Origin of the sequence: Pseudomonas sp. H1h (assembly GCF_000633255.1) — a bacterium.
GTDB lineage: Bacteria > Pseudomonadota > Gammaproteobacteria > Pseudomonadales > Pseudomonadaceae > Aquipseudomonas.
The window spans coordinates 1-18,359 of sequence record NZ_AYMJ01000020.1; the positions used below are offsets into that span (position 1 = coordinate 1).

Genomic DNA, 18,359 nt, shown 5'->3' on the forward strand with positions numbered 1-18,359 from the left:
CGCATTCTACAGCAGCCTCATTTGCTGTCAAGTGATTATTTTCAGAAGTTTTCGAAGATTTCTTCAACAACTTCAACCACTTGCGCTTCCGATCTCTCGTTAGCGGGAGGCGAATTCTACAGCGTTACTCGCTGTTGTCAACACCCTTTTTTTCACCGCTTTCGACCGAGAAGATCGAACCGTCAAAAGCGCCAGACATGCCGGCATTTTCAACTCCTTCCAGGCCTCGATGAACTGAAGCAAGCCGCTGCCGAAAACTGCGTAACTCTTTGAATCTCAAGGAGTTTTCCGTTTCGACTGCGCCGGAAGTGGGGCGAATTATAGACCTCCAGAATCTGCCGTCAACAGCTATTTTCACATTTCTGTCATATCGGTCAAAAAAGCCCGAAAATACGAAGGCCGACCTCTAGAGGTCGGCCTTCGTCACACCCTTCTACATTACAAGCTAGGGAAGGCGAATTGCGAAGCTTCATGGCTCGCACGCTGCGGCCAGCGCTGGGTGATGGCCTTGCGACGGGTATAGAAGCGCACGCCATCCGGGCCATAGGCATGCAGATCGCCGAACAGCGAACGCTTCCAGCCGCCGAAGCTATGGTAAGCCACCGGTACCGGCAGCGGTACGTTGACGCCGACCATGCCGACTTCGATCTCGTCGCAGAACAGGCGCGCGGCCTCACCGTCGCGGGTGAAGATGCAGGTACCGTTGCCGTATTCGTGATCGTTGATCAGTTGCATCGCCTCTTCCAGGCTATTCACGCGAACAACGCACAGCACCGGCCCGAAGATCTCCTCTTTATAGATGCGCATCTCTGGGGTGACGTTGTCGAACAGGCAGCCCCCGAGGAAGAAGCCGTCTTCATGCCCCGCCACGCTCAGACCACGACCGTCGACCACCAAGGTCGCGCCCGCCGCCACGCCGTCATCGACATAACCGCTGACCTTGTCGCGAGCCTGACCGGTTACCAATGGGCCCATGTCCAGACCGCACGAAGTGCCGGCACCAATTTTTAGCGCCTTGATCTGTGGCACCAGTTTGGCCACCAGTGCATCGGCCACCTGATCACCTACACACACTGCCACCGAGATCGCCATGCAGCGCTCGCCGCAGGAACCATAGGCCGCGCCCATCAGTGCGCTGACCGCGTTATCCAGATCAGCATCCGGCATCAGCACCGCGTGGTTCTTCGCCCCGCCCAGTGCCTGCACGCGTTTGCCGCGCTTGGTGCCTTCGGCGTAGATGTACTCGGCAATCGGCGTCGAGCCAACGAAGCTCAGCGCTTTGACTTCCGGCGCTTCGATCAGCGCATCCACGGCAGCCTTGTCACCATGCACCACGCTCATCACACCTTTTGGCAGACCGGCTTCCAGCAGCAGTTGAGCAATCAGCAACGTGGAGCTTGGATCACGCTCCGATGGCTTGAGGATAAAGCAATTGCCGCAGACGATCGCCAGCGGGTACATCCACAGCGGCACCATCGCCGGGAAGTTGAACGGGGTGATACCGGCGACCACGCCCAGTGGCTGGAAGTCCGACCATGCATCGATATTCGGGCCGACGTTGCGGCTGTACTCGCCCTTGAGGATTTCCGGAGCTGCACACGCGAACTCGACGTTCTCGATCCCACGTTTCAGTTCACCGGCGGCGTCTTCCAGAGTCTTGCCGTGTTCTTCGCTGATCAATTGGGAGATACGCGCTTCGTTCTGCTCCAGCAGTTGCTTGAAGCGGAACATCACTTGAGCACGCTTGGCCGGCGGCGTGTTGCGCCAGGCCGGAAAGGCGGCCTTGGCGGCATCAATGGCTTTCTGGATGGTTTCTTTGCTGGCCAATGGCAGCTTATGGATCGCTTGACCGGTGGACGGGTTGAACACATCAACCGCGCGACCGTTCTCGGTCACCAGTTCGCCATTGATCAAATGCGGGATAACGCTCATCGAAAACTCCTGAATTCTTGTGCACAGACGCCCGCAAGGGGCGCCTGTTATTCGCAGGTATATATAGAGGGGAAAATCAGTCGAGCTTGTTCAGCACTTCGCCAACCGCATCGAACAGACGATCAAGGTCTTGCGGCTTGCTGTTGAAGGTTGGGCCGAACTGCAGGGTGTCGCCGCCGAAGCGTACGTAGAACCCGGCTTTCCACAGGGCCATACCGGCCTCGAATGGACGCACGATGGCGTCGCCGTCACGGGCCGCGATCTGGATTGCACCGGCCAGACCGTAGTTACGGATGTCGATGACGTTCTTCGAACCTTTCAGGCCGTGCAGGGCATTTTCGAAATGCGGTGCGACGTCGGCGACGCTCTGCACCAGGTTTTCCTTTTGCAGCAGATCGAGTGCCGCAAGACCTGCGGCGCAAGCCACCGGGTGCGCCGAGTAGGTGTAGCCGTGCGGGAATTCAACTGCGTATTCAGGCGTCGCCTGATTCATGAAGGTCTGGTAGATCTCGGAGCTGGCAATCACCGCGCCCATCGGGATCGCGCCGTTGGTGACTTGCTTGGCGATGCACATCAGGTCCGGCGTCACGCCGAATGTGGTTGCGCCGAACATGGTGCCGGTACGGCCGAAACCCGTGATCACTTCGTCGAAGACCAGCAGGATGTTGTGCTGATCGCAAATTTCGCGCAGACGCTTCAGATAACCCTGTGGCGGAACCAGTACCCCAGCGGAGCCAGCCAAAGGCTCAACGAAGACCGCCGCGATGTTCGAGGCGTCGTGCAGTTCGATCAGTTTGAGCAGCTCATCGGCCAAGGCGATACCGCCCTGCTCCGGCATGCCACGGGAGAATGCATTGCTGGCCAGCAGGGTGTGCGGCAGGTGATCGACGTCCATCATCGACTGACCGAACAGTTTGCGGTTGCCGTTGACACCGCCGAGGCTGGTGCCGGCGATGTTCACGCCGTGGTAACCACGGGCACGGCCGATCATTTTGGTTTTGGTCGACTGGCCTTTCAGGCGCCAGTAGGCACGGACCATTTTCACCGCGGTGTCGGCGCACTCGGAGCCGGAGTCGGTGAAGAACACGTGGTTCAGGTTGCCCGGGGTCAGATCAGTGATCTTTTCCGCCAGCTGGAACGACAGCGGGTGACCGTACTGGAAGCCCGGCGAATAATCGAGGGTGCCCAATTGTCTGGAGACCGCTTCCTGGATTTCCTTGCGGGTGTGCCCGGCGCCACAGGTCCACAGACCGGACAGCGAGTCGTACACCTTGCGCCCCTTGTCGTCGATCAGCCAACTACCTTCGGCGCCGACGATCAGGCGCGGGTCGCGCTGGAAATTACGGTTGGCGGTGTACGGCATCCAGTGCGCGTCCAGCTTCAGTTGGCTGGCCAGTGGCGACGACGCGTTTTCAGGCATGTTCATCGAGCAAAACCTCGCAGGGCATAAGCATCAGGGAGATAGAAAGCGTTGTTGCAGCTAAATTGCCACGCGGATAAAGTCGGTGAAATCCAACTTCTCTAACCTTCAGTTAGATCCCTGCTAAACAATGAGAACAACAACATGAGCAGCCGCCGCCCCGATCCGCTGGCCCAGGTCAGTGACTTTGATATCCGCTTGCTGCGGATTTTTCGCAGCGTGGTGGAATGCGGCGGCTTCTCGGCCGCGGAAACCGTGCTCGGCATCGGACGCTCGGCGATCAGCCAGCAGATGAGCGATCTGGAACAGCGCCTCGGCCTGCGCTTGTGCCAGCGCGGCCGCGCCGGGTTCTCGCTGACCGAAGAGGGCCGCGAGGTTTATCAGTCGGCATTGCAACTATTAAGTGCGCTGGAGAGTTTTCGCACCGAGGTCAATGGCCTGCACCAGCACTTGCGCGGTGAATTGATCATCGGCCTGACTGACAACCTCGTCACCCTGCCGCACATGCGCATCACCCATGCCCTAGCCCAGTTGAAGGAGCGCGGGCCGGACGTGCAGATCCAGATCCGCATGATCGCCCCCAATGAAGTCGAACAAGGCGTGCTCGACGGCCGCCTGCATGTCGGCGTGGTGCCGCAGGCCAGTGCGCTGTCGGGACTGGAATATCAGCCGTTGTACAGCGAGCGTTCGCTGCTTTATTGCGCGGTCGGTCATCCGCTGTTCTATGTCGATGACAAGCAACTGGATGACGAACGCCTTAATAGTCAGGACGCGATTGCCCCGACCTTTCGTTTGCCGGCGGAGATTCAGGCGCATTACCAGGCGCTCAATTGCACGGCCAGTGCATCTGACCGTGAGGGCATGGCGTTTTTGATTTTGACCGGGCGCTACATCGGTTACCTGCCGGATCACTACGCCAGCCTGTGGGTGCAGCAAGGTCGGTTGCGTGCGCTGAAGTCGACAACACGGTTCTATGACCTGAGCCTCGCATCGGTCACGCGCAAGGGCCGGCGCCCCCATTTGGTGCTGGAAAGCTTTCTCGAAAGCCTGGCAGCAACGCGCTGAATTCCAGCAGAGGCCCGACCATGCCGGGCCTGAGCAAATGAATCAAGCAATAACCTGAGCAAGTGGACAGCTTTTTGCAGTGCAGGATCAACCCGATCCTTCAACAAGAAGCCCACGCCCATGCAGCCAGATTCCGCACCGTCCAGCGACCTGATCTACGGCCTCGACGACCGCCCCAAACCGCCGGCCGCGATCCTCGCCGCCCTGCAACACGTGCTCGCCAGTTTCGTCGGCATCATCACCCCGCCGCTGGTGATCGGCTCGGCCCTCGGACTGAACGCACACCTGCCCTATCTGATCAGCATGGCGCTGATGGTCTCCGGGGTCGGCACGTTTATTCAGGCGCGCCGCCCGTTCGGTATCGGCGCCGGGATGATCTGCTTGCAGGGCACCAGTTTTGCCTTTCTCGGGGCCGTGCTGTCGGCCGGATTTCTGGTCAAGCAGCGCGGGGGCAGTCCGCAGGACATTCTGGCGATGATCTTCGGCGTGTGTTTTTTCGGGGCCTTGGTGCAGATCGTCCTCAGCCGTTTCATCGGCCAGTTGCGCAGAGTCGTCACGCCACTGGTCACCGGGATCGTCATTACCCTGATCGGCATCAGCCTGATCAAGGTCGGCATCACTGATCTGGGTGGCGGCTTCAATGCGCCGGACTTCGGCGCACCAGGCAATCTGGCGCTGGGGTTGATGGTGTTGCTGACGATCATCCTGCTCAATCGCTCGAACACACCGTGGGTGCGGCTGTCGGCAATCATTATCGGACTGCTGCTCGGCAGCCTGACCGCATGGTTCAGCGGCAAACTGGTTCCGCAGGCTTTGCCCGACCTGCCGCTGGTCAGTCTTCCGACACCGTTCAGGTTCGGTTTCAGCTTCGACTGGACTGCGTTCCTGCCCGTCGCGCTGATTTATCTGATCAGCACCATCGAAACCGTCGGCGATCTCACCGCCAATTGCATGATCGCCCGCCAGCCCATCAACGGCCCTTCTTATATAAGCCGTTTGCGCGGCGGTGTACTCGGTGACGGTGTGAGCTGCATGATCGCTGCCACCTTCAGCGCCTTCCCCAACACCACGTTTGCGCAGAACAACGGCGTGATCCAGTTGACCGGCGTCGCCAGTCGCTACGTTGGTTTGTACATCGGCGCGATCCTGTTTTGTCTCGGCCTGTTTCCCATGATCGGCGCGGTACTGCAGCAGATCCCGAAACCGGTACTCGGCGGCGCCACGCTGGTGATGTTCGGCAGCGTCGCGGCAGCCGGGGTACGGATTCTGGCGCAGTCGCCACTGGACCGGCGCAGCATGCTGATCATCGCCACCTCGCTGGGTGTGGGCCTGGGCATCGCCGCGCAACCGAACCTGTTGCACCTGCTGCCGAAGCTGGTGCAGAACCTGTTCGACTCGGCGATCACCAGCGGCGGGCTGACCGCGATCATCCTCTGCCTGTTGCTGCCGGAAGCGCGAACCACGGCCGTCGAGTCCGCCACATCGATGAACAAGATCGAACAGGCGTAACGGTTTTATTGCATCAGGACTTGTCGGATGCCTGTGGGTGCGCTATCAACGCAACTGGTTGCACCCACAGACAAACCGGAAGTGCCTATGACCTTTGAAGTCCCTGCTCACGGCGGCAAACCCGCCAGCCGCATTCGTCAGAAGAACGAAGAGACCATCCTCAAAGCCGCCGAAGACGAATTCGCCCGTCACGGTTACAAAGGCACCAGCATGAACACCATCGCCCAGAATGCCGGGTTGCCCAAGGCGAACCTGCATTACTACTTCACCAACAAGCTTGGGTTGTACGTGGCGGTGCTGAGCAACATCATCGAACTGTGGGACAGCACCTTCAACACCCTGACCGCCGAAGACGATCCGGCCGAAGCACTGACTCGCTACATTCGCGCCAAGATGGAATTCTCCCGTCGCCAGCCACAGGCCTCGCGCATTTTCGCCATGGAAGTGATCAGCGGTGGCGAATGCCTGACTGAATACTTCAACCAGGATTACCGCGCCTGGTTCCAGGGCCGCGCAGCTGTGTTTCAGGCGTGGATCAACGCAGGCAAAATGGACCCGGTGGATCCGGTGCATCTGATTTTCCTGCTATGGGGCAGCACCCAGCATTACGCCGACTTCGCCACGCAGATCTGCCGGGTCAGCGGGCGCAGCAAGTTGACCAAGCAAGACATGGAAGATGCCGGCAACAACCTGATCCGCATCATCCTCAAAGGCTGCGGCCTCACCCCCTGCGTATAAGACGTTTTATGCCTTTCACCCTCAGCGGTTTTTGCGAGTACCGCGAAGAGATTCGCAAAAGCCGCTTTATCACCTTCGCCGCGCCGATCAGCAGCCCTGCCGACGCGCAGGCGTTCTTCGAGCAACACAGCGACTTGAACGCCTCGCACAACTGCTGGGCATGGAAGCTCGGTGATCAATACCGCAGCAATGACGATGGCGAACCGGGCGGTACCGCCGGACGGCCGATTCTGGCGGCGATCGAGGCGCAGGATTGCGACCAGGTCGCGGTGTTGGTCATCCGCTGGTATGGCGGCATTCAACTGGGCACCGGTGGTTTGGCCCGAGCCTATGGCGGCGGCGCCAACAAGTGCCTGCAAAATGCGGAAAAAATCGAGTTGGTCAGCAGGGTGCCGCTGCGCTGTGCCTGCGGCTTTGCCGAGTTGCCACTGGTGAAACTGCGAGTGGCGGATCTGGGTGGTTTGGTGGTTGAGGAAAGCTTCACCGCCAACGGCGTCGAACTGCAGCTGGCAGTCGGCGCGGCGCAGATCGATTTGTTGCAGAGCCAACTGGCCGATCTGAGTCGCGGACGCATTCTGCTGCAGCGCTGACAACCTGCAATCTTTTGGGGCGCCTGGCAAAGGGCTTATTCCAATAACTTGCCCACATCTGCTGTGCACCCGACTGTGGATAACCTGAGCACATCCTCCTGTAACCCTTCTGTCACGTGGCTTTGCGCGATTTGCTCACTTTTCGTCCAATCCACATGAAAAAAGATTAATCCCACGTAAAAACAAACAGTTAGCGCTGTTTATCACCATTAGAAGATAACCGGTCATTGCTTATGCCCGGCTTTTCGGCTTGCGCACAAATACTGTGGAACAACCTGTGGATAACCCGTTCATGGCTGGCGCAGTCGCAGGTTCTGCATAGCTTCGCCCCGACTGCTCGTTTTTTAACCAGTTTGTCACGGTGCAAAAGTGGAGCCTGATCAACGGCTTTGCTCTGAATTGGTGCCCGCCTGCCCAGCGTTTTTCTGCGCGATGCTCTACCTCAGGCGCGCGGCAACCGCCATGGCGGGTGTTCCTGACTCAATGGCCAGGAAATTGCTTTATCCACAGGTACACCGCCAAGCCAGACGAGCCTGTCATGCACACCCTTTCTACGAGCACCGGTCCCATCCCGCGCCTGCAACTGCGCCACATCAGCAAACGCTACCCCGGTTGTCTGGCCAATGACGCCATCGACCTGAGCATCGCCCCCGGAGAAATCCACGCCCTGCTCGGCGAGAACGGCGCGGGGAAAAGTACCCTGATGAAGATCATCTACGGCGTCACCCAAGCCGACGCGGGCGAAATGCTCTGGCAGGGCCGGCGGGTGAATATCCGCAACCCGGCGCAGGCCAGGCAGTTGGGGATCGGCATGGTGTTCCAGCACTTTTCGCTGTTCGAAACCCTCAGCGTGGCGCAGAACATTGCCCTGGCGATGGGCGCCAAGGCCGGCACGCCGAAACAATTGGAGCCGAAAATTCGTGACGTGTCGCGCCGCTACGGCATGGCGCTGGAGCCGGAGCGACTTGTCCACAGCCTGTCGATCGGCGAACGGCAACGGGTGGAAATCATTCGCTGCCTGATGCAGGACATCCGCCTGCTGATCCTCGACGAGCCGACCTCGGTGCTCACCCCGCAAGAGGCGCACGAGTTGTTCATCACCCTGCGTCGACTGGCGGCCGAGGGCTGCAGCATTCTGTTCATCAGCCACAAACTCGGTGAAGTGCGCGCGTTGTGCCACAGCGCCACGGTGCTGCGTGGCGGGCGGGTGGCCGGGCATTGCGTGCCGGTTGAATGCTCGGACCAGCAATTGGCGCAACTGATGGTCGGCGAATCGGCGGCACTGATTGGCGAGTACCCGAAGGTCAGCGGTGGCGCGGCGTTTTTGCAGGTCAGCGGCTTGAGTTGGCACAACCCCGATCCGTTCGGTTGTTCGCTGGCCGAGATCAACCTGCAGGTGCGCAGCGGGGAAATCGTCGGCATCGCCGGGGTCGCGGGCAATGGCCAGGACGAATTGCTCGCCCTGCTCAGTGGTGAACAACGCCTGCCGCGCGACAACGCTTCAACGATTACTTTTGCTGATCAAGCGGTCGCTGATTTACGCCCGGATGCGCGGCGCAAACTCGGGCTGGCGTTTGTTCCGGCCGAGCGTCTGGGGCATGGCGCGGTGCCGGAATTGAGCCTCGCCGACAACGCCCTGCTCACGGCTTTTCAACAAGGACTGGTGAGCAACGGCTTGATCGAACGCAGCAAAGTCGAAGCCCTCGCCCAACAGATCATTCAGCGTTTTGGCGTGAAAACCCCAAACACGCAAACCGCCGCGCGCAGTCTCTCCGGGGGCAACCTGCAGAAATTCATCCTCGGCCGGGAAATCCTCCAGCAACCGAAATTGCTGATCGCCGCGCACCCGACCTGGGGTGTGGACGTTGGCGCGGCGGCGACCATTCACCGTGCGCTGATTGCCTTGCGCGATGCCGGCGCGGCGATCCTGGTGATTTCCGAAGACCTCGACGAACTGTTCCAGATCAGCGACCGCCTCGGCGCCTTGTGCGCCGGGCGACTGTCACCGCTGCAAAACACCGCCGACACCCTGCTGAGCGACGTCGGCGGCTGGATGGCCGGGCAATTCAACGACACGCCTTCATCGGCCACGCTCTGACGGAGTTTCCCCCCATGCTGCTTTCCCTCGAACCCCGTGGCCGACAATCGCGCCTGATGCTGTGGTGCTCGCCGTTGCTGGCGGCGCTGCTGACACTGGGCTGTGGCTCGCTGCTGTTCATCGCCCTCGGCCATGATCCGCTGCAAACCTTGCACACCCTGTTGATTGCGCCGATCAGCGACTTGTATGGCGTCTCCGAATTACTGGTCAAGGCACTGCCGATTCTGCTCTGCGCACTCGGTCTGGCCGTGGCTTATCAAGCGCGGATCTGGAACATCGGCGCCGAAGGTCAATTGCTGCTCGGTGCGCTTGCCGGCAGTGCATTGGCGGTGAACATCATCGACCTGCAAAGTCGCTGGGCGCTGGTACTGATTCTGCTCACCGGCACTTTCGCCGGCGGCGCCTGGGCCGGACTGACGGCGTGGTTGCGCACACGCTTCAACGCCAATGAAATCCTCACCAGCATCATGCTCAATTACATCGCGCTGAACCTGTTGCTGTTCTGCGTGCACGGCCCGTTGAAGGATCCGGCCGGCTACAACTTCCCCGAGTCGGCAATGTTCGGTGACGCCAGTCGTTTGCCGCTGTTGATGGAAGATGGCCGGGTACACGCCGGGGTGTATTTCGCATTGCTGGCGCTGGTCGCGGTGTGGGTGTTGTTGCAGAAAAGCTTTATCGGTTTCCAGATCAAAGTGCTCGGGCTGGACAAGCGCGCGGCGGGATTCGTCGGCTTTCGCCAGAAGCGTCTGATCTGGCTCGCGCTGTTGATCAGCGGCGGTTTGGCCGGGCTCGCCGGGGTCTGCGAAGTGACCGGGCCGATCGGCCAACTGGTGCCGCAGGTGTCACCGGGTTACGGCTACGCAGCGATCACCGTGGCGTTCCTCGGCCGGCTCAATCCGCTCGGAATCCTGTTTTCCAGCCTGCTGATGGCGCTGCTGTACATCGGCGGCGAGAGTGCGCAAATGACGCTCAATCTGCCACAAGCCATCACCCAACTGTTTCAGGGAATGATGCTGTTTTTCCTGCTCGCCTGCGATGTGCTGATTCTCTATCGGCCACGTCTGAAACTGCGCTGGGCACGGCGCACCTCGACCACCGCCGTAACCGCCGGAGCGCTGTGATGGATATCGATCTGTTGAGCAATATTTTCTACGCCATGGTGCGTTGCGGCACGCCGCTGCTGTTGGTCGCGCTGGGGGAGTTGATCTGCGAGAAGAGCGGTGTGCTCAACCTCGGCCAGGAAGGGATGATGCTGTTTGGCGCGGTGATCGGTTTTATCGTCGCCCTCAACAGCGGCAACCTGTGGCTCGGCGTGTTGCTGGCGATGCTCGCGGGGATGCTGTTGTCCTCGCTGTTTGCCTTGGTGGCGCTGGTGTTCAACGCCAATCAGGTCGCGACCGGGCTGGCGCTGACGATCTTCGGTGTGGGCCTGTCGACCTTTGTCGGCGCAGCGTGGGTCGGCAAGCCGCTGGCCGGATTCGAGCCGTTGGCGATTCCGTACTTGAGCGAAATTCCGCTGATCGGGCGGATGCTGTTTGCTCAGGATCTGCTGGTGTACCTGTCGTTCGCCCTGTTTGCGCTGGTGGCGTGGGTGATCATCAAGAGTCGTGTCGGGCTGATCATTCAGGCGGTTGGCGAGAACCCGGATGCGGCCAGTGCGATGGGGTTGCCGGTGCTGACCGTGCGTACCCTGGCGGTGCTGTTCGGCGGGGCGATGGCCGGTCTGGCCGGGGCGTATCTGTCGCTGGCGTACACGCCGATGTGGGCTGAAAACATGACCGCCGGGCGCGGCTGGATTGCGCTGGCACTGGTGGTGTTTGCCAGTTGGCGGGTGTGGCGCCTGCTGCTCGGGGCGTATCTGTTTGGCCTCGCCAGCATCCTGCACCTGGTGGCGCAGGGGTTGGGGCTGGCGATTCCTTCGAGTCTGCTGGCGATGCTGCCGTATGTGGCGACGATTGTGGTGTTGGTGCTGTTGTCGCGGGATGCGATCCGGACTCGGCTGTATGCGCCGGTGTCGTTGGGGCAGCCGTGGCAGTCAGGGCATTAAAGCGGTGACCCTGTTGGCCTCTTCGCGAGCAAGCCCGCTCCCACAGTGTCCGTGTCGTATACAGAACTCGTCAAAGACACTAAACCTGTGGGAGCGGGCTTGCTCGCGAAGGCGTCCGAACAGGCAACACCTGAGCCACGCCCCACGCCAACTCGAAGACCAGAAAACCCACCAGCAATGAACTGGCGCCATGGGCCAAGGCATACCCCTGCCAGGCCGCAAACAGAAACCGCGCCACCGCGTCATAGCGCCCATACACCGGTTGCGGATCACGAATCCGCAGCACCGCCCACACGCAAACCACCGAACCCAACAGATTCGCCATCAACATATGCACAGGCTGAAACGCCGGCAGTTCACCTGGCAAATTCAGCGCTGTCAAAAAACCATGCAACGCGACAAAACTCCACGGCGTGGCAAACGCGCCCGTGACGATCAGGTCATACCAGGCACTGCCGCGCACCACATTGCGATACTGGGTCGAAGTCCACATCATCCTTGCTCCAAAAATTGAGGAGCAACCACGGTAAAGCCTGGAGTATGCTCCAGGGTCAAGACCTCTTTTGAGACCCAGCATGCGCATCGGTGAATTAGCCCAGGCCAGCGCCGTCAGCCGCGATACCTTGCGTTTCTACGAGCAGCGCGGGTTGATCGCGGCGCAGCGCAGTGCCAACGGTTATCGCGACTACCCGCCGGAAATGCTGCAACTGGTGCTCTACATCAAGACCGCGCAGCGTCTGGGTTTTACCCTCGGCGAAATCGGCAACAGCGTCGCCGCGTTGTGGAACGCGCCCGAACCGGACCATGCCGTGGCACAACTGCTGCGCGACAAACTGCAATTGATCGAAACCCGCATGAGCGAGCTCGATGTGTTGCGACGAGAGTTGCAACAACGGCTCGGTCAGGCGTGTCCATTGAATCCTGAACCCTGACTTTCAAGGAACCCATCATGTCCCAGGCAAAACATGCACTGATCATCGGCGCTTCCCGTGGCTTGGGCCTCGGGTTGGTGAAAACCCTGCTGGCCGATGGCTGGCAAGTGACCGCCACCGTGCGCAACCCGCAGAAGGCCGAGGCGCTGCAAGCGCTGGGCAAGGTGCGCATCGAGAAACTCGACATGGACGATCAGCAGGCGGTGATCGCCCTGAGCCAACAGCTCAAGGGCGAAACCTTCGACCTGCTGTTCGTCAACGCCGGGGTCAAAGGCCCGGAGGTGCAGACGCCGGGCGGCGCGACACTGGCTGAAGTCGGCCAACTGTTCTTCACCAACGCCGTGGCGCCGATCAATCTGGCGCAACGCTTTGTCGGGCAGATCCGCGACGGCAGCGGCGTGCTGGCGTTCATGAGTTCCGGGCTGGGCAGCGTGACCGTACCTGACGCACCGGAGCTGGCGCTGTACAAGGCAAGCAAGGCCGCGCTGAACTCGATGACCAACAGCTTCGTCACGCAATTGGGCGAGCAGAAACTCACTGTTCTATCGCTGCATCCGGGCTGGGTAAAGACCGACATGGGGGGTGAAGGTGCCGACCTTGATGTAGACACCAGCACCCGCGGGCTGGTTGATCAGGTGAATGCGTATACCGGCAAGGGCGGACATCACTTCATCAACTACAAGGGCGAAACCATTCCCTGGTAAGCACCGAGGATGCAAATGTGGGAGCGGGCTTGCTCGCGAATGCGGTGTGTCTGCGCCAGAGGTTCCAACTGAGACGACGCTTTCGCGAGCAAGCCCACTCCCATAACGGGATTGTGTGTTGTCCTGTCGGGTCGGGCTTGCCCGATGCAGCAATTTGTTTGACACTGCGCACCTCGTCCTCGCGGCGACCCTGGATCAGCAGACAGGGCATCACTGAGCTGGCAACCCTGAACCCAACTTTCAGAGGAGCCGGCAAAATGCCCGCGACCCGTACCTGGTTAAAAAATCCCCTCGCCATTTTCACAGCCAACGCGCTTGATGCCCGTGGCGGCCTGGTGCTGCAAGACGGCGTCATCGTCGAAGTTCTCGCGGCCGGTCAGCAACCGTCCACACCGTGCAATGAAGTGTTCGATGCCCGCGAGCATGTGATCCTGCCGGGCCTGATCAACACCCATCACCATTTCTATCAAACCCTGACTCGCGCCTGGGCGCCGGTGGTCAATCAGCCGTTGTTCCCATGGCTGAAGACCCTGTACCCGGTGTGGGCGCGGCTGACACCGGAAAAACTCGCCCTCGCCACCAAGGTCGCGCTGGCTGAACTGCTGCTCTCCGGTTGCACCACCGCAGCTGACCACCATTATCTGTTCCCGGACGGCCTGGAAAACGCCATCGACGTGCAAGTCGACACCGTGCGTGAACTGGGCATGCGCGCCATGCTCACCCGCGGCTCGATGAGCCTCGGCGAGAAGGACGGTGGCCTGCCACCGCAGCAGACCGTGCAAGAAGGTCAGGTGATTCTCGACGACAGTCAGCGCCTGATACACGAGTACCACGAGCGTGGTGACGGTGCGCAGATTCAGATCGCGCTGGCACCGTGCTCGCCGTTTTCGGTGACCCCGGAAATCATGTCGGCCAGCGCCGAACTGGCGAACAAATTAGACGTGCGCCTGCACACGCACCTGGCGGAAACCCTCGACGAAGAAGATTTCTGCCTGCAGCGCTTCGGCCTGCGCACCGTCGATTATCTGGACAGCGTCGGCTGGCTCGGCCCGCGCACCTGGCTGGCCCACGGCATCCATTTCAACCCGGACGAAATCGCCCGCCTCGGCCAGGCCGGCACCGGTATCTGCCATTGCCCGAGCTCGAACATGCGCTTGGCGTCCGGCATCTGCCCGAGCATCGATCTGACCGATGCCGGCGCGTTGTTCGGTCTGGGCGTGGACGGTTCAGCCTCCAACGACGCATCGAACATGATCCTCGAAGCGCGGCAGGCGCTGTATATCCAGCGCCTGCGTTACGGCGCCGAGAAAATCACTCCGGAGCGCGTGCTGGGTTGGGCAACCAAGGGCTCGGCGAGCCTGTTGGGGCGTACCGACATCGGCGAACTGGCGGTGGGCAAACAGGCGGATCTGGCGTTGTTCAAACTGGATGAACTGCGTTTCTCCGGCAGCCACGATCCGGTTTCGGCGTTGCTGCTGTGCGGCGCCGATCGGGCGGATCGGGTGATGATTGGCGGCAAGTGGCGTGTGGTTGATGGTCAGGTTGAAGGGCTGGATCTCAAAGGCCTGATTGCCGATCACAGCCAGGCGGCTCGCCAGTTGATCGCCGGCACCTGATACACCGCTGATCAAACCTGTGGGAGCGGGCTTGCTCGCGAAGGCGTCTTGTCAGTCAACATTTGAGCTGGCTGACACTCCGCTTTCGCGAGCAAGCCCGCTCCCACATCTGGTTTTGTGGTGGGCTCAAAGACCGAGCAGGGAGAGCATGATGAACGTCGCAAACAGTACAAAGTGGGTCATGCCTTCGATGGCATTGGTCTCGCCGTCATTCAGGTTGATCGCACTGACGATCAGCGTGATGAAGATCATCACCGTCTGCACCGGGGTCATCGCCATTTGAAACGGCTGGCCAGTGTACAGCGCCATCGCTTCCATCACCGGCACGGTCAGAATCACCGTCGACAATGACGCGCCCATGGCAATGTTGACCACCGACTGCATACGGTTGGCCAAGGCAGCCCGCAACGCCGTCAAAATCTCCGGCGCTGCCGAAATCGCCGCCACCAGAATCGCCGTGATCACCGGCGGTGCGCCCGTGCCTTCCAGGCCCAGATCGAGGGTCTTGGACATCACTTCGGCCAGTGCGCCGATCACCACCACCCCGAACACCAGAATGCCGATCGACCACGCCAGGCTCAGCGGTTTTGGTTCATCCTCGACAGGTTCTTTCTTGCGGCGTTTGTCCGGGTAGCTGTAGCTGAAAAAGTAGCTGTGCGGGCCAACCTGCATCCGCAGGAACAACGCATAAAGCACCACCATCGCGCCGATGGTGAACGCCGAATAGACCTTCCAGTTGGCCGCCGGAATGAACTCCGGCACCACCATCGAAACACCCATGGCGGTGAGAATCATCACGCTGTAACTGCGCGCCGAATCGTCGTTGTACGACTGTTCGCCATGCTTGAGCCCGCCCATCAACGCAGCGAGGCCGAGGATGCCGTTGATATCGAGCATCACCGCCGAATAAATCGTGTCACGCACCAGCGTGGCCGACGCTTCGTTGCTCATCATGATCGCCAGGATCACCACTTCCACCAGCACCGCCGCGAGGGTCAGGATCATCGTGCCGTAAGGGTCACCGACTTTTTCCGCGAGCAGTTCGGCCTGATGGGCGACACGCATCGAGGCGGCGACAATGAAGGCGATCAGCACCAGGCCAGAGATCAACGCGACAATCTGGCCGCTGTGCAACATCCAGTGTTCCAGCGGATAAGCGACGCACGCGGCAATCACCGCCAGCAGCAGAAAGCTTTCTTGCTTGAGGATCGTGAGCATGGCGGGCCTTTTGCCGAGAGGTTCGAATGAGCTACTGACTGCGGCGTGGCGCTAACGTTTCGTTACACCTTAGCGCACCAGTGGATGGCAGTTGATTTCAGCCATGCACTTTTATCGTTCCTGCCGGCCTCTTCGCGAGCAAGCCCGCTCCCACATTGGAATGCGATCTCCTGTGGGAGCGGGCTTGCTCGCGAAGGCTGCGACTCGGTTTCGACTTGTTTGTTGTCCTGTTGGTCAGCAATTTGCATTGCCCCCGACCACACACAACAAAATGGAGTTCGAATTCATGCAAATACGCCCGCTGCACAAACTGCTGTGCGCCGTCATCGGTCTGGGGATCAGCCTGAGCGCCAGCGCTGCCGACCCGCTGAAGGTCGGTTTCGTCTACATCGGCCCGATTGGCGACCACGGCTGGACGTATCAGCATGAGCAGGGACGCAAGGCACTGGCGGAAAAATTCGGCAATCAGATCACCACCAATTACGTTGAGAACGTGGCCGAAGGCGCCGACGCCGAGCGGGTGATCCGCAACATGGCCAAGGACAACTACGACCTGATCTTCACCACGTCCTTCGGCTACATGAACCCGACCCTGAAAGTCGCCAAGCAGTTTCTCAAGGTGACCTTCGAGCACGCCACCGGCTACAAGCAGGACAAGAACCTCGGCACCTACCTGGCCCGCACCTATGAAGGTCGTTATGTCGGCGGTTTCCTCGCGGCGAAGATGACCAAGAGCAAAAAAATCGGCTACGTCGCCTCGTTCCCGATTCCGGAAGTGATCCGCGACATCAACGCCATCCAGCTGGCCCTGAACAAGTACAACCCCGGTACCGAGATCAAGGTGGTGTGGGTCAATTCGTGGTTCGACCCGGGCAAGGAAGCCGATGCTGCCAACGCGCTGATCGATCAGGGCGTGGACGTGGTGTTCCAGCATACCGACAGCCCGGCGCCGATCCAGGCGGCAGAACGGCGTGGCGTGTACGCCGTGGGTTACGCCTCGGACATGGCGCACTTCGGCCCGAAAGCGGTGCTGACCTCTATCGTCAACGACTGGGCCCCGCACTACATTCAAGCAACGCAAAGCGTGATCGACCACACCTGGAAATCACAGGATTACTGGGGCGGGTTGAAGGAAGGCACGGTTGAATTGCCGATCAGCGACCTGGTACCGGCGCCGGTGAAAGCCGAGGCCGAACAGATCATCGCCGACATCAAGAGCGGCGCATTGCAGCCGTTCACCGGGCCGATCAAGGATCAGGCCGGGGTCGAGAAAATTCCGGCGGGCGTGAGTGCGACGAATGCGCAACTGGCGTCGATGAACTATTACGTGGAAGGGATGAAGGCCGAGATGCCGAAGTAATCCCGGCCCCACCACCATTCCCTGTGGGAGCGGGCTTGCTCGCGAAAGCGTTACATCAGGCAACTCATGTATCAACTGATACGACGCCTTCGTGAGCAAGCCCACTCCCACAATGGATCTTCAGCGTCTTCAAGGATTGTGTATGAACAGTCTTCCAGTCATCGACATCTCACCGCTCTACACCGACGACGAAAACGCCTGGCCCGCCGTCGCCGAACAGATCGACCGCGCCTGCCGCAAGTGGGGTTTCTTCTACATCAAGGGCCACCCGATTTGCGCGCTGCGCATCGACTCGCTGCTCGACCACGCGCAGCGCTTCTTTGCACAACCGGCAGCAGAAAAACTCAAAATCGACATTACCCAGACCCGCCATCACCGTGGTTACGGCGCCATCGCCACCGAACAACTCGACCCGGACAAACCCAGCGATCTGAAAGAGACCTTCGACATGGGCCTGCACCTGTCGGCGGATCATCCCGACGTGCTCGCGGAAAAACCGCTGCGCGGGCCCAATCGCCATCCGGCGCAAGCAGGCTGGGAGGCGTTGATGCAGCAGCATTACCTCGACATGCAGGCGCTGGCGCAAACCCTGCTGCGGGCGATGACGATTGCCTTGGACATCGAGCGCGATTTCTTCGACTCGCGCTTCGTTGAGCCGGTCAGCGTGCTGCGCATGATCCACTACCCGCCGCGCCACACCGCCAGCAGTAACGAGCAGCAAGGTGCCGGCGCGCATACCGATTACGGCTGCATCACTTTGCTCTATCAGGACAGTGCCGGTGGTCTGCAAGTGAAGAGCGTCAACGGCGAATGGATTGACGCGCCGCCCATCGAAGGCACTTTCGTGGTCAACCTCGGCGACATGATGGCGCGCTGGAGCAACGACCGTTATCGCTCGACCCCGCATCGGGTGATCAGCCCGCTGGGGGTGGATCGCTATTCGATGCCGTTCTTCGCCGAGCCACACCCGGACACGCGCATCGAATGCCTGCCCGGATGTCAGGACGCACAGCATCCGGCGAAATATCCGGCCACCACTTGCGCCGAATTCCTGCTCTCGCGCTTCGCCGATACCTACGCCTACCGTCGCGAGCAGGAAGCCGTGTGATGGATCGCTTGGTCAGGTTTTG

Annotated in this window: 17 protein-coding genes; 12 read left to right on the plus strand and 5 right to left on the minus strand. The window is 60.4% G+C overall.

Features of this window, described 5'->3' with window-relative positions; translation table 11 throughout:
- Positions 1–124: 124 nt before the first annotated feature.
- From U862_RS30790 to U862_RS0118050, 3 genes are all read right to left on the minus strand, one after another.
- Positions 125–280, minus strand: a complete 156-nt coding sequence (locus U862_RS30790; RefSeq protein ID WP_157836077.1) for a hypothetical protein — start codon at positions 278–280, stop codon at positions 125–127.
- A gap of 158 nt (positions 281–438) precedes the next feature.
- Complete coding sequence (locus U862_RS0118045; protein WP_025111697.1) at positions 439–1,932, minus strand: CoA-acylating methylmalonate-semialdehyde dehydrogenase; 1,494 nt, start codon at positions 1,930–1,932, stop codon at positions 439–441.
- A gap of 76 nt (positions 1,933–2,008) precedes the next feature.
- Positions 2,009–3,358, minus strand: a complete 1,350-nt coding sequence (locus U862_RS0118050) for an aspartate aminotransferase family protein (RefSeq protein ID WP_025111698.1) — start codon at positions 3,356–3,358, stop codon at positions 2,009–2,011.
- A 138-nt stretch (positions 3,359–3,496) separates the two neighbouring features.
- Here U862_RS0118050 and U862_RS0118055 point away from each other — a divergent pair, with 138 nt between their 5' ends.
- The 7 genes from U862_RS0118055 to U862_RS0118085 all read left to right on the plus strand — a co-directional run bounded on the left by U862_RS0118055 (position 3,497) and on the right by U862_RS0118085 (position 11,399).
- Entirely contained in the window at positions 3,497–4,417 is a 921-nt protein-coding gene (locus U862_RS0118055) for a LysR family transcriptional regulator (protein WP_007968115.1), read from the plus strand.
- Positions 4,418–4,537: 120 nt separating this feature from the next.
- Positions 4,538–5,926 (plus strand): uracil-xanthine permease family protein, encoded by a 1,389-nt coding sequence (locus U862_RS0118060; RefSeq protein ID WP_025111699.1) that lies wholly within the window; start codon positions 4,538–4,540, stop codon positions 5,924–5,926.
- An 87-nt stretch (positions 5,927–6,013) separates the two neighbouring features.
- The gene (locus U862_RS0118065) at positions 6,014–6,664 is read left to right on the plus strand and encodes a TetR/AcrR family transcriptional regulator (RefSeq protein WP_025111700.1); all 651 of its coding nucleotides are present in this window, start codon (positions 6,014–6,016) and stop codon (positions 6,662–6,664) included.
- An 8-nt stretch (positions 6,665–6,672) separates the two neighbouring features.
- A complete protein-coding gene (locus tag U862_RS0118070; protein WP_025111701.1) occupies positions 6,673–7,254 on the plus strand; it encodes a YigZ family protein in 582 nt (193 codons plus the stop codon).
- A 538-nt stretch (positions 7,255–7,792) separates the two neighbouring features.
- Positions 7,793–9,352, plus strand: coding sequence for an ABC transporter ATP-binding protein (locus U862_RS0118075; RefSeq protein WP_025111702.1), 1,560 nt, complete (start codon positions 7,793–7,795; stop codon positions 9,350–9,352).
- A 14-nt stretch (positions 9,353–9,366) separates the two neighbouring features.
- Positions 9,367–10,473, plus strand: coding sequence for an ABC transporter permease (locus tag U862_RS0118080; RefSeq protein ID WP_025111703.1), 1,107 nt, complete (start codon positions 9,367–9,369; stop codon positions 10,471–10,473).
- Positions 10,473–11,399, plus strand: a complete 927-nt coding sequence (locus U862_RS0118085) for an ABC transporter permease (protein ID WP_025111704.1) — start codon at positions 10,473–10,475, stop codon at positions 11,397–11,399. Before U862_RS0118080 ends, U862_RS0118085 begins: the two co-directional genes overlap by 1 nt.
- 79 nt (positions 11,400–11,478) lie before the next feature.
- On the opposite strand, the gene U862_RS0118090 is transcribed toward U862_RS0118085, so the two are convergent.
- The gene (locus U862_RS0118090; RefSeq protein WP_025111705.1) at positions 11,479–11,892 is read right to left on the minus strand and encodes a hypothetical protein; all 414 of its coding nucleotides are present in this window, start codon (positions 11,890–11,892) and stop codon (positions 11,479–11,481) included.
- Positions 11,893–11,974: 82 nt separating this feature from the next.
- On the opposite strand from U862_RS0118090, the gene U862_RS0118095 reads away from it, so the two are divergent.
- The 3 genes from U862_RS0118095 to U862_RS0118105 all read left to right on the plus strand — a co-directional run bounded on the left by U862_RS0118095 (position 11,975) and on the right by U862_RS0118105 (position 14,651).
- The gene (locus U862_RS0118095; protein WP_025111706.1) at positions 11,975–12,331 is read left to right on the plus strand and encodes a MerR family transcriptional regulator; all 357 of its coding nucleotides are present in this window, start codon (positions 11,975–11,977) and stop codon (positions 12,329–12,331) included.
- Between the two features lie 17 nt (positions 12,332–12,348).
- Complete coding sequence (locus tag U862_RS0118100) at positions 12,349–13,035, plus strand: SDR family oxidoreductase (RefSeq protein ID WP_025111707.1); 687 nt, start codon at positions 12,349–12,351, stop codon at positions 13,033–13,035.
- Between the two features lie 257 nt (positions 13,036–13,292).
- Positions 13,293–14,651 (plus strand): 8-oxoguanine deaminase, encoded by a 1,359-nt coding sequence (locus U862_RS0118105; protein WP_025111708.1) that lies wholly within the window; start codon positions 13,293–13,295, stop codon positions 14,649–14,651.
- Positions 14,652–14,777: 126 nt separating this feature from the next.
- On the opposite strand, the gene U862_RS0118110 is transcribed toward U862_RS0118105, so the two are convergent.
- Entirely contained in the window at positions 14,778–15,869 is a 1,092-nt protein-coding gene (locus U862_RS0118110; RefSeq protein ID WP_025111709.1) for a calcium:proton antiporter, read from the minus strand.
- Between the two features lie 286 nt (positions 15,870–16,155).
- Between U862_RS0118110 and U862_RS0118115 the strand changes: the two genes are divergently transcribed.
- Both U862_RS0118115 and U862_RS0118120 read left to right on the plus strand, forming a co-directional pair.
- Positions 16,156–17,229 carry a BMP family ABC transporter substrate-binding protein gene (locus tag U862_RS0118115; RefSeq protein ID WP_025111710.1) on the plus strand — a complete coding sequence of 358 codons (1,074 nt, stop codon included), beginning with the start codon at positions 16,156–16,158 and terminating at the stop codon, positions 17,227–17,229.
- 142 nt (positions 17,230–17,371) lie between these two features.
- Complete coding sequence (locus tag U862_RS0118120; protein WP_025111711.1) at positions 17,372–18,337, plus strand: 2-oxoglutarate and iron-dependent oxygenase domain-containing protein; 966 nt, start codon at positions 17,372–17,374, stop codon at positions 18,335–18,337.
- Positions 18,338–18,359: the final 22 nt, after the last annotated feature.

Bases quoted from the DNA above. Each gene is read 5' to 3' on its own strand.
- U862_RS0118045 (WP_025111697.1), bottom strand. From the start codon at position 1,932: ATGAGCGTTATCCCGCATTTGATCAATGGCGAACTGGTGACCGAGAAC.
- U862_RS0118050 (WP_025111698.1), bottom strand. From the start codon at position 3,358: ATGAACATGCCTGAAAACGCGTCGTCGCCACTGGCCAGCCAACTGAAG.
- U862_RS0118055 (WP_007968115.1), top strand. From the start codon at position 3,497: ATGAGCAGCCGCCGCCCCGATCCGCTGGCCCAGGTCAGTGACTTTGAT.
- U862_RS0118060 (WP_025111699.1), top strand. From the start codon at position 4,538: ATGCAGCCAGATTCCGCACCGTCCAGCGACCTGATCTACGGCCTCGAC.
- U862_RS0118065 (WP_025111700.1), top strand. From the start codon at position 6,014: ATGACCTTTGAAGTCCCTGCTCACGGCGGCAAACCCGCCAGCCGCATT.
- U862_RS0118070 (WP_025111701.1), top strand. From the start codon at position 6,673: ATGCCTTTCACCCTCAGCGGTTTTTGCGAGTACCGCGAAGAGATTCGC.
- U862_RS0118075 (WP_025111702.1), top strand. From the start codon at position 7,793: ATGCACACCCTTTCTACGAGCACCGGTCCCATCCCGCGCCTGCAACTG.
- U862_RS0118080 (WP_025111703.1), top strand. From the start codon at position 9,367: ATGCTGCTTTCCCTCGAACCCCGTGGCCGACAATCGCGCCTGATGCTG.
- U862_RS0118085 (WP_025111704.1), top strand. From the start codon at position 10,473: ATGGATATCGATCTGTTGAGCAATATTTTCTACGCCATGGTGCGTTGC.
- U862_RS0118090 (WP_025111705.1), bottom strand. From the start codon at position 11,892: ATGTGGACTTCGACCCAGTATCGCAATGTGGTGCGCGGCAGTGCCTGG.
- U862_RS0118095 (WP_025111706.1), top strand. From the start codon at position 11,975: ATGCGCATCGGTGAATTAGCCCAGGCCAGCGCCGTCAGCCGCGATACC.
- U862_RS0118100 (WP_025111707.1), top strand. From the start codon at position 12,349: ATGTCCCAGGCAAAACATGCACTGATCATCGGCGCTTCCCGTGGCTTG.
- U862_RS0118105 (WP_025111708.1), top strand. From the start codon at position 13,293: ATGCCCGCGACCCGTACCTGGTTAAAAAATCCCCTCGCCATTTTCACA.
- U862_RS0118110 (WP_025111709.1), bottom strand. From the start codon at position 15,869: ATGCTCACGATCCTCAAGCAAGAAAGCTTTCTGCTGCTGGCGGTGATT.
- U862_RS0118115 (WP_025111710.1), top strand. From the start codon at position 16,156: ATGCAAATACGCCCGCTGCACAAACTGCTGTGCGCCGTCATCGGTCTG.
- U862_RS0118120 (WP_025111711.1), top strand. From the start codon at position 17,372: ATGAACAGTCTTCCAGTCATCGACATCTCACCGCTCTACACCGACGAC.